The following is a 14915-nucleotide window of genomic DNA, read 5'->3' as shown; positions in this document are numbered from 1 at the left end:
GGGAGACGCCGTGTTCTATTACCTGCTCAAATACGTGCTTCTGGGTCCGCTGCTGCGACTGGTCTTCCGGCCTCGCATCGAGGGCCTCGAACACGTCCCGTCGTCGGGCGCGGCCATCGTCGCGGGCAACCACCTGTCCTTCTCGGACCACTTCCTGATGCCCGCGATCCTCAAGCGCAGGATCACGTTCCTGGCGAAGGCCGAGTACTTCACCGGCCCGGGTCTCAAGGGCCGGCTGACCGCGTTCTTCTTCCGCAGCGCCGGACAGATCCCGGTCGACCGCTCCGGCAAGGAGGCCGGTCAGGCCGCCATCCGCGAGGGGCTCGGTGTGCTCAGCAAGGACGAACTCCTCGGCATCTACCCGGAGGGCACCCGCTCCCACGACGGCCGTCTCTACAAGGGCAAGGTCGGCGTGGCGGTCATGGCGCTCAGGGCCAAGGTGCCCGTCATCCCCTGCGCCATGATCGGCACCTTCGAGGCACAGCCCCCGGGCAAGGTCATCCCCAACATCCACCCCGTCGTCATCCGCTTCGGCAAGCCGCTCGACTTCTCGCGCTACGAGGGCATGGAGAGCGAGAAGGCCGTGCTGCGCGCGATCACCGACGAGATCATGTACGCGATCCTGTCGCTCTCCGACCAGGAGTACGTCGACCAGTACGCGGCCGTGGTGAAGGCGGAGGAGGCCGCGGCGGCCAGGGAGCGCAGGTTCCCGCGCATGCCGCTGAGCTGACCGGCACGCCGCCGCCGGTGGCCGAGTCGTTCTGCCGGTGGCAGAGCACCCCGGCGCACCGGGCGCGGGCGTCGTACGGTCGGCGCATGACACGACGTGCTGTGGTGATCGGGGCGACGGGACAGATCGGGCGTGTGGCCGTGGGCGCGCTGGCGCGGGACGGCTGGGCGGTGACGGCCGTCTCGCGGGGCGGCGGCCGGGACGCGGGATGGCCCGAGGAGGTGCGGGCGGTACCGGCCGACCGCGAGGACGACGCGGCGCTGACGACCGCGATCGGCGACGACTGTGACGTCCTTGTGGACGTGGTCGCCTACGGCCCCGCACACGCCCGGCAGTTGCTCGCGCGGGCCGACCGGGTCGGGTCGGCGGTCGTCGTCTCCAGTGTGTCGGTGTACGAGGACGACAAGGGCCGCACCTTCGACACCCAGGCGGAGCCGGACGGCTTCCCCGAGTACCCCGTGCCCCTCCCCGAGAGTCAGCGCACGATCCGACCGGGCGACACCTCGTACAGCACCCGCAAGGCGGGCCTGGAGCGTGAACTCCTCGCCGGGGGCGACCGGTTGCCCACGACCCTGCTGCGCGCGGGCGCCGTCCACGGGCCGCACTGCCGCACACCGCGCGAGCTGTACTTCGTGAAGCGCAACCTGGACGGCAGGCCCCGCCGGGTCCTCGCGTACGGCGGCGCGAGCCGTTTCCACCCGGCGAGTGTCCACAACATCGCCGAGCTGGTCCGGCTCGCCGCCGCCCGGCCGGGCACCCGGGTGCTCAACGCGGTCGACCCCGAGGCGCCGACCGTCGTGGAGATCGCCGCCGCGATCGACGCGGTGATGGGCGTCGACACGGAGAACGTCCTGGTGGACGGCCCCGCGCCGGCTCCCGCCGTGGGTGACACGCCCTGGTCCGTGCCGACGCCCGTGGTGTGCGACATGTCGGCGGCGGAGCGGGAGCTGGGCTACCGTCCGGTGGTCCGGTACGCGCAGTCGCTGCCGGAGACGGTCGCCTGGATCGAGGGCCGGCTGGCGGGCGGAGGGGACTGGCGGGAGGCGTACCCGAGGATGGCCGAGGTGTACGGGAACCTCTTCGACTACGCGGCGGAGGACGCGTGGCTGGCGGGGCGCCCGGTGTGACGGTGTGACGGTGTGAGCGTATGGAAAAGGGGGCGACCGGCGTGTTCCGGTCGCCCCCCTTCCGTCACGTCACCTCGGTCACGTCACGGAACCACGGCAGGTCCTACGGAGCGGGCGTGGCGTGCGGCGCGCACTTCACGTCGGCTCCGCCCACCTCACCGGTGAGCAGGTAGGTGTCCACGCGCTCGTTGACGCACGGGTTCACCAGACCGGTGACGCCGTGGGAGCCGGCGTTCTGCTCCGTGATCAGACGGGAGCCCTTGAACCGCTTGTGCAGTTCGACGGCACCCTCGTACGGCGTGGCCGCGTCCCGCTCGGACTGGACGATCAGGACGGGCGGCAGGCCCACCTTGGTCTTCACGTTCAGCGGGGTGTACTGCTTGGACCCCCAGGTGGCACACGGCAGGTTCATCCAGGCGTTGGCCCAGGTCATGAACGGGTGGTCCTGGTGCAGCCTGGTGTTGTCGCGGTCCCACTTCCGCCAGCTGGTGGGCCACTTGGCGTCGGTGCACTCGACCGCGGTGTAGACGGCGTTGCCGTTCTCCGAAGCCGCGTTGCCCGCGGTGTCGGTGAGGTCCGGGGCGGCGGCGTCGACCAGCGCCTGGGTGTCACCGGCGGCGTACTTGCTCCACACCTGGGCGGTGGGCGCCCACGCGGAGTCGTAGTACGGGGCGCTCTGGAAGAAGGAGATCAGCTCGGCCGGGCCGACGAGCCCGCCGAGGGGCTTCTTCTTCGCGGTGGCGCGCAGCTCCAGCCACTTCGCCTGGACCTTGGCCTGGGTGTTCCCGAGGTGGTACGTCGCGTCGTTCTGCGCGACCCACTTCGTCCAGTCCTTCCAGCGGCCCTCGAAGGCGACGTCCTGGTCCAGGTTGGCCTGGTACCAGATCTTCTCGCGCGAGGGGTTCACCACGCTGTCGACGACCATGCGGCGCACGTGGTCCGGGAAGAGGGTGCCGTAGACGGCGCCGATGTACGTGCCGTAGGAGACGCCGAGGAAGTTGAGCTTCTTCTCCCCCAGGGCGGCCCGGATGACGTCCAGGTCGCGCGCGGTATTCGGCGTCGTCATGTGGGGCAGCATCTCGCCGCTGCGCTTCTGGCAGCCCGCCGCGTAGTCGGCCGCGAGCTTGCGCTGCTTCACCTTGTCGGCCTCGGAGTCCGGGACCGGGTCCATCTTGGGCGCCTTCACGAACTCCTGCGGATCGACGCAGGAGATGGGCGCCGACTTGCCGACTCCGCGCGGGTCGAAGCCCACGAAGTCGTACGCCTTGGACGTCTTGGCCCACAGCGGGGCCTTGGTGGTGACCCGGCGCGGGAAGCGCAGGCCGGAGCCGCCCGGACCACCCGGGTTGTAGACGAGCGCGCCTTGGCGCTCCTCCTTCGTACCGGTGCTGCCGATACGGTCCACGGCCAGCTCGATCTGCTTGCCGTTGGGGTCGGCGTAGTCCAGGGGCACGGAGACCCAGCCGCACTTGATCGGCTTCTCCAGGCCCCAACCCTCGGGACAGTCCTGCCAGTCGATGCCCTTCTTCGCCGCCTTGGCGGCGGCGAGGGCAACGCCCTTGGCCTCGCGGTTCTGCACGCGCGCGCTGTCCGCGGCACTGGCCACGGGGGCGGCGACGGCGCCCGCTATCAGCGTCGCCGTGACGAGCAGTCCGGCGGAGCCGAACGCTGCCGCCCTTCTGGTCGGCCTCATACCTCTCAAGAGGGAACTCCCCGTACATCGTTGCGAAGATGCGACATGGTCACGGGGATCCTCGTACCTGTCAGGTACCTGAGAACAGAGGAGAGAACAGTTCTTTACTAATCCGATAACCGGTGCGGAAAGTCCCGTTCAGCGGATGGGCGGACGACCGGTCCGCGGCTCCTCAGTCATCCAGTTCGGCAAGGGCGTCGTCGAGCAGGCGCCGCAGCCCCAGCGCGTCGGGCGCGAGGGCGCTGACGAGCACGGCGGGCCCGGCGAGCGGGGTGCGCACGGCGGTCTCCCCCAGCACCTTCGGCCCGGGCACCCGCTCGGCGAACTCCGGCCGTACGACGACCAGTTGCCCCAAAGCCCGGTACCCGCCCAGCACGGCGGGCCCGTCCCAGCCACCCGGCGCCCCCGGTCCGCAGCTCACCTGCTGGTCGAGCAGCGGCCGTCCGCCCGACCACACGCCGAGCCGGCTGGTGAGCCGCCCGGACTCCTCCCCGGACCGGCCGAGCACCTGCTCCTCCCGGAACACCAGACGCGCGCCCTCGGCGAGGTCCACCCGCGTCGAGACGTACAGATCACTGCCCTTCGCCGAGATCAACTGCTCGGGCAGCCAATGCAGTTCGCCTCCGGCGGCGACCTCGATCCGTACGCCGTAGTGAGCCTCGCCCTTGGCCTGGCCCGGCAGCGCGATCGTCGCTGCGGCCGACCCGACGCGCAGCCGGGCACCTGCACCGACCTCCGCCTCGACGGCGAACCGGTCCCCGCCGAGCGGGCCGCTCATCGCTCCGACGAGCATGACCCGCGCCTCGTCGCCGCTCCCCCGCGTGCGGCGCAGGGCCAGGGGCCCGTCGCTCTCCAGCACGGGCAGGGCGGCCGTGCCGCCCCGCCCGTCGGCGCGGGCCACGATCCGAGCGGTGGCCCCGACACCGGCCGTCCCGTGGGCCTTCTCCACGGCGGCGTCCGGTGCCGTCGTCATGCCGTCCACGCCGCGAGCTTCTCGCGCACCCAGGCGGCGACGTCCGTGACGCCCGTCTCGGTGCGCAGCGACTGGAACACCACCGGCAGTTCCGCCCGCTGCGCCTTCGCGTCCGCGGCCATCCGGGCGAGGTCGGAACCGACGTACGGCGCGAGGTCCGTCTTGTTGACGACGAGCAGGTCGGCGGTGGTGACGCCGGGGCCGCCCTTGCGCGGAATGTCGTCCCCGCCGGCCACGTCGATGACGAAGACCTGCGCGTCGACCAAGCCCCTGGAGAAGGTGGCGGTGAGGTTGTCACCGCCGGACTCGACGAGGATGAGGTCGAGCGGCCCGACCTCGTCCTCCAGGTCCTCCACGGCCTCCAGGTTCGCGGAGATGTCGTCCCTGATCGCCGTGTGCGGGCACGCCCCCGTCTCCACGGCGGTGATCCGTTCGGGCGGCAGCACGGCCTCGCGCAGCAGGAACTCGGCGTCCTCGCGCGTGTAGATGTCGTTCGTCACGACCGCGAGCGACAGCTCGTCCCGCAGCGCCCGGCACAGCGCCGCCACCGTGGCGGTCTTCCCGGACCCGACGGGCCCGCCGAGCCCGATCCGCAGGGCCCGCCGGGTACCGTCGGGCCGCCGCGCGTCCGCGCCGACGGCCGCGGGGCCGTCCTGGGTATGAGTGTGATCGAGATGCATGAGTGACTCCTTTTGCACTGGTGGGTGCGGTTCGCGGGAGAGGGGTGGTGGGACGGGATCCCGGAAGGGGGTGGGCTCGCGGAAGGGGGTGGGTTCGCGGAAGGGGGTGGGTGGGGCGGTCGAAGGGCGGGTGCGGATACGTGGGGGCTGATCGCGCACATCCTCGCGCCCCTAAGGACACAGGCCCCCGGTGGCCCTGAAAGGCAACCTGCGGCGGGCCGGAAAAGCACGGCCGCAGCCCCTGGCTTTCAGGGGCGCGGGGAACTGCGCGAGAAGCCCCACCGAGCCGGCGGATGGGGGTTGAAGAGGGGCAGCCCCCTCACGATGGGACGGGTAGGGGCGGCGGGGGCGAGGAAACTCAGGATGCGAACAGCCGCACGGACCACCCCGCATGCACCTCCGCACCGATCTCCAACAGCGGCCCGGACGCCGCAGGCAGACACCCCACCCCCGCACGCCCCACCCCCCGAGCCGCGTCGACCGCCTCCCCCACCACCACATCCAGCTCGGGAGCCAACCGCGCCAGCACCCCGGTCGCGTCGAACGGATCAAGACTCAGCAACCGCACCGTCGCACTCGCCGCCCCGCTCACACTCTCGTACGCCGAGCAGTACGCCGCGTCGTCCGCCCCCAGCCCGGCCGCCCGCGCCACCACCCCCAACACCACCGGCTGATGCGCCCCCTTGGGGAACTCCCGTGCCAGCGCGTCCAGTTCCGCCGAAGGCCAGGTCGCCCGCGCCGCCCGCATCAACTGCCGCCCCAGCTTCCGCGAAACGCCCCGCAGGGCGGCGGACGGCGTCCGGGCATCGGCGGCGGCGTCCAGGGTCGCCGGATCCACCCCGAGCGCGGCGGCGGCGGCCAGTGCCGCCGCCACCAGTCCGGCCGTGTGCAACCGCCCCCGGCAGAACGCCTCCAACTCCTCCGGCCCGGTGATCAGCCCGGCCTTGACGGCCGCCTCGGCCCCGCCGGAGTGCGCGTGCCCTCCGGCGGGGAACCGGCCGTCGGCCAGCACGAGAAGCGCGGCCCTAGACATCGCGGCCCCCGCTCCTCGGACGTCGCACCCCGAACGTCCGGCGACGCACCCCGCGCATCCCGTACACCACGTCGGCCATCAGAAGAGGAAGTACCGCTGTGCCATGGGCAGTTCGGCGGCCGGTGTCGCCTCCACCAGCTCCCCGTCGATGTGCACGGCGAAGCTGTCCGGGTCGATGCGCACCGCCGGCCGCGCGTCGTTCTCGCGCATGTCGGCCTTGGTGACCCCACGGGTCGACTCGATCGCGACGAACCGCTTCCCCAGCGACAGCCGCTCCGGCAACCCGTCCTCGACGGCGAGCGGCGCCACGAAGTTGAACGAGTTCGAGGCGGGCGCCCGTCCGATGGCCCCGAACATCGGGCGCGGAAGGATGGGCTGCGGCGTCGGGATGGAGGCGTTGGCATCGCCCATCTGCGCGTAGGCGATCTGTCCGCCCTTGATCACGAGCTGGGGCTTGACGCCGAAGAACGCGGGCTCCCAGACGACGAGGTCGGCGAGCTTGCCCGTCTCCACGGAGCCGATCTCACGGGCCAGCCCCTGCGCGAGAGCGGGGTTGATCGTGTACTTGGCGACATAGCGACGTACGCGGTGGTTGTCCGCGCGGCCGTCACCGGGCAGCGCGCCCCGCCGCCGCTTCATCACGTGCGCGGTCTGCCAGGTGCGCAGGATGACCTCGCCCACCCGTCCCATGGCCTGCGAGTCCGAGGAGATGATCGAGATCGCGCCCAGGTCGTGCAGGATGTCCTCGGCGCCGATGGTGGACGGCCGGATGCGGGACTCGGCGAACGCCAGGTCCTCCGGCACGGCCGCGTTCAGGTGGTGGCAGACCATCAGCATGTCGAGGTGTTCCTCGGCGGTGTTGACGGTGTAGGGCCGGGTCGGGTTGGTGGAACTGGGCAGCACGTGCGGCTCGGACACCACGGTCATGATGTCGGGCGCGTGCCCGCCGCCCGCACCCTCGGTGTGGTACGCGTGGATGCCGCGTCCGGCGATCGCGGCGAGCGTGTCACCGACGAACCCGGCCTCGTTGAGCGTGTCCGTGTGGATGGCGACCTGGATGCCCGTCCGTTCGGCGACGGTCAGCGAAGCGTCGATGACGGCCGGGGTCGAGCCCCAGTCCTCGTGCAGCTTGAGGCCGAGGGCGCCGCCGCGGATCTGGGACAGCATCGCCTCCTGGGAGACCGTGTTGCCCTTTCCGAGGAAGCCGATGTTGAGCGGGTACGCCTCCATCGCCTCCATCATCCGGGCCAGGTGCCAGGGGCCGGGGGTGACGGTCGTGGCCTTGGAGCCCTCTGCCGGTCCCGTGCCGCCGCCGACCAGTGTGGTCACACCGGACGACAGCGCTTCGTCGGCGATCTGCGGACAGATGAAGTGGACGTGTGCGTCGATGGCGCCGGCGGTGACGATCCGCCCGTTGCCCGCGATGATCTCCGTCTCAGGGCCGATGACCAGGTCGGGGTGGACGCCGTCCATGGTGTCGGGGTTGCCGGCCTTGCCGATGCCGGTGATCCGGCCGTCGCGGATGCCGATGTCGGCCTTGACGACGCCCCAGTGGTCGATGATCACCGCGCCCGTGACGACCGTGTCCGGAGTGCCCTCCGCGCGCGTGGCGCGGGCCTGGCCCATGGATTCGCGGATGACCTTGCCTCCGCCGAACACCGCCTCGTCACCGGCGAGTCCGGGTCCGCCGCAGCGGTCCTCCTCGATCTCGACGAGCAGATCGGTGTCGGCGAGCCGGATGCGGTCACCGGTGGTGGGGCCGAACAGGTCGGCGTACGCGGCACGCGAGATCTCAGGCATCGAGGGCACCTCCGGTCTCCCCGCGCAGGCCGGGCACGACACGGGCGCCGGCGAGGGGTACGAGTTCCACCTCGGCGGGGATCCCGGGCTCGAAGCGCACGGCGGTGCCGGCGGCGACGTTCAGCCGCTTCCCGCGCGCGGCCGCGCGGTCGAACTCCAGGCCCGGGTTGGCCTCGGCGAAGTGGTAGTGGGAGCCGACCTGCACGGGCCGGTCGGCGGCGTTGAGGACGGTGAGCCGGGTGACCTCGCGGCCCTCGTTGTAGACGATCGGGCCGGAAGCGAAGAGGGTCTCGCCGGGAACCATCGCGGTCCCCTCGGAGGATCGGATCGTGGACATCGCGGCCCTCTCAGACGATCGGGTCGTGGACGGTGACGAGCTTGGTGCCGTCCGGGAAGGTGGCCTCGACCTGGACGTCGTGGATCATCTCCGGGATGCCCTCCATGACGTCCTCACGGGTGAGCAACTTCCGCCCGGACGCCATGAGTTCGGCCACGGTACGGCCGTCCCGCGCGCCTTCGAGGAGGTGAGCGGTGATGAGCGCCACGGCCTCGGGGTGGTTCAGCTTCAGCCCGCGGGCCCGGCGCTTCTCCGCCACGTCGGCCGCCACATGGATCAGCAGCCTCTCCTGCTCGTGCGGGGTCAGTTGCACGGCGTCCACCTCACATCCTCGCTCCGGACCGTGCGGGGTCCGGGTGCCTCGCCACCGGGCACATTCGCTGGTGGCGTGGCCGCAGGCTAATCGGGCGGCGTTTCGGCGACGTTAACCGGACCGTGATCACCGTGCGCGCCGGCCCGCCGTACGCCGGGCCGTCCCACCACCCCCGCACGGATTGCGCTCCCCCTGACCAGGCCCCGCTCGGGTCGCGCCCCCGAATCGCCGCGCCCCCGCTCCTGCCTCTACACCGCTCGGCTGGGGTCGTCCCTGCCCTCCATGCTCATCAAGGCCTTCACGCCCAGTTCCAGTACCTGGACCGGTACGTCACCGAACAGCGCGTTCTGGGCCGCGAAGCCCTGGGCCAGCGCGACCATCGTGCGTGCCACGCTGACGGCGGGAATGTCCGCGCGCATCATCCCGGCGTCCTGGTACGCCTCGACGATCTTGATCCACGGGCTACGGACCTGGGCGAACCCTTGGGCGAGGATCGCGTGCAGTTCGGGATTGCGCAGCGTCTCGGCCCACACCTGCACCATCAGCTTCGGGTAGAGGGACTCCCCTTCCTCCCCCAGCGACGGCTGTCGGTGCAGGATGCGGCGCAGCACGGTGCCGAGCAGGACGTCCGGCGACGGAGGTGGGCCCTGCCGCGCCGCCTCCTCGAATGCGCTGCGGACGTCGTCGAGGACCTCTCCGACGATCGCCGCGATCAGTTCCTCCTTGCCGCTGAAGTACCGGTAGACGGCCCCGGCCGAGAGGTCGGCCTCCTTCAGCACGTCCTGCATGGACGTGGCGTGGAAGCCGTTGCGGGCGAAGCAGCGGGCGGCGGCGTCGAGGATCTGGCGGCGGCGGGCGTCGAGACGCTCCTGGGATACGCGGGGCATGTCGCCAAACGTAAAACGAACGTTCCTTCTTGACAAGGCGCGACGCCGGGAGCATGGTGAAGTCAAGAAAAACGAACGCTCCTTCTTTTTAGCGTGGACCTCGCACCGCCACACCGCCGCACCGCCGCCCAGCAACCGCCCCGGCGACACCCCGCCCACCACCCCTGCTCCCCGCCAAGGAGAACCATGTCCGCCCCGTCCGCAGCACCCACCGCGGCCAAGGCCACCGACACAGGCGCAGGCACCACTCCTGCCATCGCCGTCGGCACATCGGCCCCGGCCCATTCGGTACCGCCGAACCGCCGCGCGGTCGCCGTCATCGTCCTGATCCCGATCATCGCGGCCCTCGCGCTCTGGGCCTTCGCCTGGCCCAACGCCCGGACCGCACCCCGCGACCTGCCGCTCGGTGTCGCCGGACCGGCCACCGCCGTCACCCAGGTCGAGCAGCGACTGGCGCACCGGGAGGGCGCCTTCGAGATCCACCGCTACGGCGACGAGGCGGCCGCGCGGGACGCGATCGAGGACCGGACCGTATACGGCGCGGTGGTCGTCACCCCGGCCGGGCCGAAGCTGCTCACCGCCTCGGCCGCGAGCCCGATGGTGGCGCAGTTGCTGCAGCAGGCCGTGACCCAGCAGGCCGCCGAGGAGGGGGTCCGGGTCGCGACCACCGATGTGGTGGCCACCTCGCCGAACGACCCGCGGGGCTCGGCCTTCGGCGCGAGCGTGCTGCCGCTGACCCTGGCCGGCACCGCGTCCGGCGTCATGGTCACCCTGCTCGGTCTGCGCCGGTGGCGTGCGGCCGGTGCACTGGTCGGGGCCGCCGTGCCGGTCGGGCTCGCCGCCACCGCGATCACGGAGAGCTGGCTGGGCGTGCTCGGCGGCCACTGGTGGGCCGAGGCCGGCGTGCTGAGCCTGACGACCCTGGCCGTCGGCGGCACCGTGGCCGGGTTCGCCTCCCTGCTCGGCAAGCCGGGTCTGGGACTGGGCGCCCTGCTGATCGTGTTCGTCGGCAACCCCTTCGCGGGCGCCGCCACCGCCCCCCAGCTGCTGCCCGAGCCGGCGGGCGACCTCGGCCGGCTCCTCCCGCCGGGTGCGGGTGCGTCACTGCTGCGCTCGGTGTCCTTCTTCGACGGCGCGGCCGCCCTCGCCCCCACCCTCGTCCTGACCGCCTGGGCGACCTTCGGCCTGGCGGCGGTCCTGCTGGGCCACCTGCTCAAGCGCCACCCGAAGCCCACCGGGCCGACCACCACCGGGCAGGGCCCGGTCCCGGTCGGCTGACCCGCCCGAGGCCGACCCCGGCCTCCACCAGGACCGGCCGTGCGCCCCCGACGTAGCGGACGGGGGCGCACGGCCTCCGCGCTGCGGGGGCACCCTCAGCCGCGAACTCCGCAGCGCCGCGCAGCCGCGAGCAGCACGGGCGGCCGTATCCCCATCCGGCTCGCACCCTCACCCCGCGAGGCTGACCAGTCGGCCGCCGACCCAGGGGCGGCCCAGCCCCGCACCGCCGCTAGGAGGCTCCCGTCCCCCGGTGCTCCGCCGCGATGCCGAACCGCTGCTGTTCCCTGGTCGCCGGCGCGACCTCGCGGACTCGGGAGACGGATCTGATCACCGGCTCGTCCGTGGGTTCCTGGAGGGCTTCGAGCTGCTCCAGGTCGGCGGCGGAGACCAGGGCGACGAGGGGCTTGCCGTGGCGCGTCACGACGACGCGCTCGCCGCCGTAGACCACGCGGTTGATCAGTTCGGCGAGCTCAGCCCTGGCTTGCGTCACCGGAATCTCGTAGGCCATGGAGTCCAGCTTAGACCGGGCCCCCTGCACAGCCCGGCGTGGAAGATCCCGTTCTGGCCCAGGGCGGTCGCCCCGGTCGCACGATCGGGCCCGGTCTCCCGCGGGAGGCGTTCTTGACCACCAGACACGGGGGAACGATGTCCGGCTTCTCCAGGCGGTCGCCGCTCGGGTACTCGGGTTCGGCGGCGGCAGGGGTGGTCCTCGCCTCGAACGGTCTGTCGGCAGGATCTTTTCGCTCTCAGCCGATCCCCTCCTCCCCGGTACGTACGTCCTGTACATTTTTTACGGAAGTCGATCAGAGGAGGCACACCCATGCCCGAGCGCCGACCGTCGGCCCGTCATGTGCTGCCCGAGTTCACGGAGCGCACCAGTGCGGGGTACCGGACGATGGATCCGTACTCGAAGCTTCTGGAGGAACGGATCGTGTTCCTCGGGACGCGGATCGACGACACGTCGGCGAACGACGTGATGGTGCAGTTCATGCACCTGGAGCACCAGGCGCCGGACCGGGACATCGCGCTGTACATCAACTCGCCCGGAGGCTCCTTCAGTGCGATGACGGCGCTCTACGACACCATCCGGTTCGTCACCTGTGACGTGGAGACGGTCTGTCTGGGGCAGGCGGGTTCGGCCGCCGCGGTCCTGCTGGCGGCGGGCACCCGGGGCAAGCGGTCGATGCTGCCGGGGTCCCGCGTACTGATCCACCAGCCGGCCCTGGCCGAGCCGATCGAGGGGCAGGCCAGTGATCTGGCGATCCAGGCCGAGGAGTTGACACGCAACCGCCGGAACATGGAGGAGATGCTGGTCCGGCACACGGGGCAGAGCCCGGAGCGGATCAGCGCCGACCTCGAGCGTGACACGTTCCTCGACGCCGAGGCGGCGGTGGCGTACGGCCTGGCCGACCGGGTGGTCGGAAGCCGCAAGACCCGTCCCGCACCCCCCTCGCCCCCGACCCCCGGCGTGAGGTGAGGCGCGGATGCTGCCCCCCGAACTGCCACCGCTGCCCGCGCTCACCCGCGCCGAGGCGGAGCTGATCGACCGTTACCTGGACGTGCTGGATCTGATCGGCCGGATCAATCCGGCTCGTCCGGGCGACACGTACCGCGGGTTGCGCGCGGCGCAGGCGCTCGTCTCGAAGGCGGCCGCGCTGCGTGACGCGCTCGAACTGATGCACAGGCGCGGGGAGAACGAGGTACACGCCCCGACGCTCGCGCGGGCCCTGCGCGTCCTGGACGGGGAGCGCCGCGCCGGGCGGGTGGCGCTGCCGCCGGAGGCGGAGGACTCGCCGGCCTGAACCGATCGCGCATCGCGCCGCGTACTACTGACGGGGCGTCCGGTCCCGGCTCGTCGCCCTCCGGTCGGCCTACCGCGATCGACCCATCGGCCCATACGTCGTGAGGACCTGTAAAGTTGCGCAAGATGCCTGGTACATGGCCGGAGTACGGCATTCCGGTGCTGGTGCGGACCTCCTCGACCAGTGGGACACAACCATGGAAATCACCCTGTCCACCCGAACGGGTGAGTGGTGAGTAAGACCACAAATCCGCGGTTCCGTTGGGATTTTCGCACTTGAGTACGCCAAGATCCCTTCCTGACGACAAGCCCCCGCCGCAGCGGCGGGGCGATCCGGGTGGACGCCGAGTCCTGCCGCCGCCCGGATGACCGGTCGACAGGATTGCATCGGCAGGAGTGGAGGACCCAAGCACGACGGGTCGCCGGAACGGTCACGCCATGACCGCGCCGAGCAGCCCTTGGGGTGAAGCCGCGTCAGCGGCCGGGCAACTTCGCCAGCCCGAATCCGACAGGTCATCCTTCACAGGCGGCTGACGAAGGGTTGCGCATGTCTGCGCTGAATCGTGTCCCGTCGCTGTTGACCCGGGCCGGTACGGCCTCGGCTCTGACCATCGCCGCCGTCGGCGGCAGCATCGTGGTCCCGGGCGCCGCATCCGGCGCCGAGGCCGCCACGGTGGCGTCGAAGGCACTCAAGGTCGCTGCTTCGAAGAAGGGCTCCCCTTACAAGTACGGCGCCGTGGGTCCGGGCCGGTTCGACTGCTCGGGGCTGACGCTCTACTCGTTCAAGAAGGCGGGCAAGAAGCTGCCTCGTACTGCCCAGCAGCAGTACAACAAGACGAAGCACATCTCCGCGGGCAGCCGCAAGCTCGGAGATCTGGTCTTCTTCCACTCGGGCTCGAACGTGTACCACGTCGGCATCTATGCGGGGAAGGGGAAGCTCTGGCACTCGCCGAAGACGGGTGACGTCGTCCGGCTGCAGAAGATCTGGACGAAGAACGTCTGGTACGGCCGGGTCCGCTGACCCACCGCCGGGGGGCGGTGGCGCTGTCCGCCGCCCCTCGCCCGGAGTATGTCCCGCCCATGTGGTTACCCGTCCGGTCATGGCCGACGTACCCACCACCGGGCGTAATGAGACCCCCCTCGAACGCGCCGACCGCAATTTCTCCGAGTTGCTCCAGGAGTTGCGGGTCACCCAGACCGGGGTACAGATCCTCTTCGCGTTCCTGCTGACGCTGGCCTTCACCCCGCGCTTTCCGGATCTGGACACGTTCCAACGTGTCACCTACGTCACCACGCTGTTGCTGGCCGTTCTCGCGGCGGCCCTCTTCACCGCGCCGGCCGCCCTGCACCGCTCGCTCTTCCAGCAGAACGCCAAGCCCGCCATCGTCCGGGTCTCGTCCCGGCTGGCCAGCGCGGGCATGATCGTCCTGATGCCGGCCTTCACCGGTTCCGTCCTGCTCGTCGTGGACGTGACGCTCGGCCGGAGGGCTGGGATCGTCGCCGGAGCCGGCACCTTTCTGGTGTGCCTCCTGCTGTGGGGCCTGCTCCCGCGCGTGGTGGGACGCGCCGCCGACCGTGGCGCCACACCGCCGCTGCCGTCACCGGCCGGGCCGGAGAGCCGCTCTGTCAGGTCTCCGGCGGGCCACCCGCGGTGACCGGCTGGACGGGGACCGTCCACGGAAGTTCGATCGCCACCGTCTTGCCGCCCTCCCGCGTGGGTCTGACGCTCAGCCTGCCGCCGCACTCGGCGGTCAGCCACCGGATGATGACCATGCCCCGGCCGTTGTCCTGCTGGACGGCGGCCGGCAGGCGTCTGGGGAAGCGCGGATGACTGTCGGTGACACCGATGCGCAGGTGTTCGTCCCGGTCGAGCGCGATGTCCACGGTGAAGGTGGGAGACTGGCCCAACGTGTGCTGGACGGCGTTGGTGGCGAGTTCGGACACGATCAGGCGCACGGTGTCCGCGATGCCCGTGTCGCCCGGCAGGCCCCATTCGGCGAGCACGCTGGCGACGTAGTTCCGGGCTGCGGACACCGAGGCGGGATCGCTCGGCAGAGTGACGGATGCTTCCAGGTGATCTGCCATGGCGAGGCGTCCCTTTCCCACGGGACCGGTGTCCGACAGGGAGCGGATGGTTCGACTGCGGTCCCGGACTGGTGCTTCGCGCCAGACTGCCACTACCTGGGCCGTCACGCGCGGCGATCCACCAAGATGTGCATATATCTGTCGCTCGAAGCGGTGAACTATCCGACGGCCGAACGTA

At 71.3% G+C, this 14915-nt stretch carries 17 protein-coding genes and 1 riboswitch; of the genes, 7 read left to right on the top strand and 10 right to left on the bottom strand.

Translation table 11 applies throughout. From position 1 onward, the window contains the following. Positions 1-10 precede the first annotated feature (10 nt). Both ACFU5F_RS08190 and ACFU5F_RS08185 read left to right on the top strand, forming a co-directional pair. Positions 11-730, top strand: a complete 720-nt coding sequence (locus ACFU5F_RS08190) for a lysophospholipid acyltransferase family protein (protein ID WP_383883669.1) — start codon at positions 11-13, stop codon at positions 728-730. A 101-nt stretch (positions 731-831) separates the two neighbouring features. Further along, complete coding sequence (locus tag ACFU5F_RS08185; RefSeq protein WP_383883830.1) at positions 832-1857, top strand: NAD-dependent epimerase/dehydratase family protein; 1026 nt, start codon at positions 832-834, stop codon at positions 1855-1857. A 103-nt stretch (positions 1858-1960) separates the two neighbouring features. Here ACFU5F_RS08185 and ACFU5F_RS08180 read toward each other — a convergent pair whose 3' ends face one another. The 8 genes from ACFU5F_RS08180 to ACFU5F_RS08145 form a co-directional block, all read right to left on the bottom strand. Further along, on the bottom strand, positions 1961-3550 hold the full coding sequence (locus tag ACFU5F_RS08180) for an alpha/beta hydrolase (RefSeq protein WP_383883667.1): 1590 nt from the start codon (positions 3548-3550) through the stop codon (positions 1961-1963). A gap of 172 nt (positions 3551-3722) precedes the next feature. Beyond that, on the bottom strand, positions 3723-4523 hold the full coding sequence (locus tag ACFU5F_RS08175; RefSeq protein WP_383883827.1) for an urease accessory protein UreD: 801 nt from the start codon (positions 4521-4523) through the stop codon (positions 3723-3725). Beyond that, entirely contained in the window at positions 4520-5203 is a 684-nt protein-coding gene (gene ureG, locus ACFU5F_RS08170) for an urease accessory protein UreG (protein WP_383883665.1), read from the bottom strand. Before ureG ends, ACFU5F_RS08175 begins: the two co-directional genes overlap by 4 nt. A 358-nt stretch (positions 5204-5561) precedes the next feature. Further along, positions 5562-6236, bottom strand: a complete 675-nt coding sequence (locus ACFU5F_RS08165; RefSeq protein WP_383883662.1) for an urease accessory protein UreF — start codon at positions 6234-6236, stop codon at positions 5562-5564. Positions 6237-6314: 78 nt separating this feature from the next. Next, complete coding sequence (locus ACFU5F_RS08160) at positions 6315-8036, bottom strand: urease subunit alpha (protein WP_383883659.1); 1722 nt, start codon at positions 8034-8036, stop codon at positions 6315-6317. Then, positions 8029-8340 (bottom strand): urease subunit beta, encoded by a 312-nt coding sequence (locus ACFU5F_RS08155; RefSeq protein ID WP_383883824.1) that lies wholly within the window; start codon positions 8338-8340, stop codon positions 8029-8031. The genes ACFU5F_RS08160 and ACFU5F_RS08155 overlap by 8 nt, the downstream gene beginning before the upstream one ends. 43 nt (positions 8341-8383) lie before the next feature. Continuing rightward, positions 8384-8686: an urease subunit gamma gene (locus tag ACFU5F_RS08150; protein ID WP_383883821.1), complete on the bottom strand. Its 303-nt coding sequence runs from the start codon at positions 8684-8686 to the stop codon at positions 8384-8386. 248 nt (positions 8687-8934) lie between these two features. Continuing rightward, on the bottom strand, positions 8935-9573 hold the full coding sequence (locus ACFU5F_RS08145) for a TetR/AcrR family transcriptional regulator (protein ID WP_383883657.1): 639 nt from the start codon (positions 9571-9573) through the stop codon (positions 8935-8937). A 186-nt stretch (positions 9574-9759) separates the two neighbouring features. Between ACFU5F_RS08145 and ACFU5F_RS08140 the strand changes: the two genes are divergently transcribed. Beyond that, positions 9760-10851 carry an ABC transporter permease gene (locus tag ACFU5F_RS08140; RefSeq protein WP_383883654.1) on the top strand — a complete coding sequence of 364 codons (1092 nt, stop codon included), beginning with the start codon at positions 9760-9762 and terminating at the stop codon, positions 10849-10851. A 229-nt stretch (positions 10852-11080) separates the two neighbouring features. On the opposite strand, the gene ACFU5F_RS08135 is transcribed toward ACFU5F_RS08140, so the two are convergent. After that, positions 11081-11359 (bottom strand): type II toxin-antitoxin system Phd/YefM family antitoxin, encoded by a 279-nt coding sequence (locus ACFU5F_RS08135; RefSeq protein ID WP_383883651.1) that lies wholly within the window; start codon positions 11357-11359, stop codon positions 11081-11083. Positions 11360-11671: 312 nt separating this feature from the next. Between ACFU5F_RS08135 and ACFU5F_RS08130 the strand changes: the two genes are divergently transcribed. From ACFU5F_RS08130 to ACFU5F_RS08115, 4 genes are all read left to right on the top strand, one after another. Next, positions 11672-12328 (top strand): ATP-dependent Clp protease proteolytic subunit, encoded by a 657-nt coding sequence (locus ACFU5F_RS08130; protein ID WP_383883648.1) that lies wholly within the window; start codon positions 11672-11674, stop codon positions 12326-12328. Positions 12329-12335: 7 nt separating this feature from the next. Further along, positions 12336-12653, top strand: a complete 318-nt coding sequence (locus ACFU5F_RS08125) for a hypothetical protein (RefSeq protein WP_383883645.1) — start codon at positions 12336-12338, stop codon at positions 12651-12653. Between the two features lie 331 nt (positions 12654-12984). After that, a riboswitch (cyclic di-AMP (ydaO/yuaA leader) is annotated at positions 12985-13196 on the top strand. Positions 13197-13199: 3 nt separating this feature from the next. Then, positions 13200-13673 carry a C40 family peptidase gene (locus tag ACFU5F_RS08120; protein WP_383883643.1) on the top strand — a complete coding sequence of 158 codons (474 nt, stop codon included), beginning with the start codon at positions 13200-13202 and terminating at the stop codon, positions 13671-13673. A gap of 79 nt (positions 13674-13752) precedes the next feature. After that, complete coding sequence (locus ACFU5F_RS08115; RefSeq protein ID WP_383883640.1) at positions 13753-14307, top strand: DUF6328 family protein; 555 nt, start codon at positions 13753-13755, stop codon at positions 14305-14307. Here the strand turns inward: ACFU5F_RS08115 and ACFU5F_RS08110 are convergent. Further along, on the bottom strand, positions 14279-14737 hold the full coding sequence (locus ACFU5F_RS08110; RefSeq protein WP_383883637.1) for an ATP-binding protein: 459 nt from the start codon (positions 14735-14737) through the stop codon (positions 14279-14281). The two genes, ACFU5F_RS08115 and ACFU5F_RS08110, sit on opposite strands and share 29 nt — an antisense overlap. Positions 14738-14915 lie beyond the last annotated feature (178 nt).

The sequence above is a fragment of the Streptomyces sp. NPDC057438 genome (assembly GCF_042802995.1).
Lineage (GTDB): Bacteria > Actinomycetota > Actinomycetes > Streptomycetales > Streptomycetaceae > Streptomyces.
This window is presented reverse-complemented; position numbering and strand designations above follow the sequence as displayed.

Coding starts and splice junctions, on each gene's coding strand:
- ACFU5F_RS08180 (WP_383883667.1), bottom strand. CDS start 3,550: ATGAGGCCGACCAGAAGGGCGGCAGCGTTCGGCTCCGCCGGACTGCTC.
- ACFU5F_RS08175 (WP_383883827.1), bottom strand. CDS start 4,523: ATGACGACGGCACCGGACGCCGCCGTGGAGAAGGCCCACGGGACGGCC.
- ureG (WP_383883665.1), bottom strand. CDS start 5,203: ATGCATCTCGATCACACTCATACCCAGGACGGCCCCGCGGCCGTCGGC.
- ACFU5F_RS08165 (WP_383883662.1), bottom strand. CDS start 6,236: ATGTCTAGGGCCGCGCTTCTCGTGCTGGCCGACGGCCGGTTCCCCGCC.
- ACFU5F_RS08160 (WP_383883659.1), bottom strand. CDS start 8,036: ATGCCTGAGATCTCGCGTGCCGCGTACGCCGACCTGTTCGGCCCCACC.
- ACFU5F_RS08155 (WP_383883824.1), bottom strand. CDS start 8,340: ATGGTTCCCGGCGAGACCCTCTTCGCTTCCGGCCCGATCGTCTACAAC.
- ACFU5F_RS08145 (WP_383883657.1), bottom strand. CDS start 9,573: ATGCCCCGCGTATCCCAGGAGCGTCTCGACGCCCGCCGCCGCCAGATC.
- ACFU5F_RS08140 (WP_383883654.1), top strand. CDS start 9,760: ATGTCCGCCCCGTCCGCAGCACCCACCGCGGCCAAGGCCACCGACACA.
- ACFU5F_RS08135 (WP_383883651.1), bottom strand. CDS start 11,359: ATGGCCTACGAGATTCCGGTGACGCAAGCCAGGGCTGAGCTCGCCGAA.
- ACFU5F_RS08130 (WP_383883648.1), top strand. CDS start 11,672: ATGCCCGAGCGCCGACCGTCGGCCCGTCATGTGCTGCCCGAGTTCACG.
- ACFU5F_RS08125 (WP_383883645.1), top strand. CDS start 12,336: ATGCTGCCCCCCGAACTGCCACCGCTGCCCGCGCTCACCCGCGCCGAG.
- ACFU5F_RS08120 (WP_383883643.1), top strand. CDS start 13,200: ATGTCTGCGCTGAATCGTGTCCCGTCGCTGTTGACCCGGGCCGGTACG.
- ACFU5F_RS08115 (WP_383883640.1), top strand. CDS start 13,753: ATGGCCGACGTACCCACCACCGGGCGTAATGAGACCCCCCTCGAACGC.
- ACFU5F_RS08110 (WP_383883637.1), bottom strand. CDS start 14,737: ATGGCAGATCACCTGGAAGCATCCGTCACTCTGCCGAGCGATCCCGCC.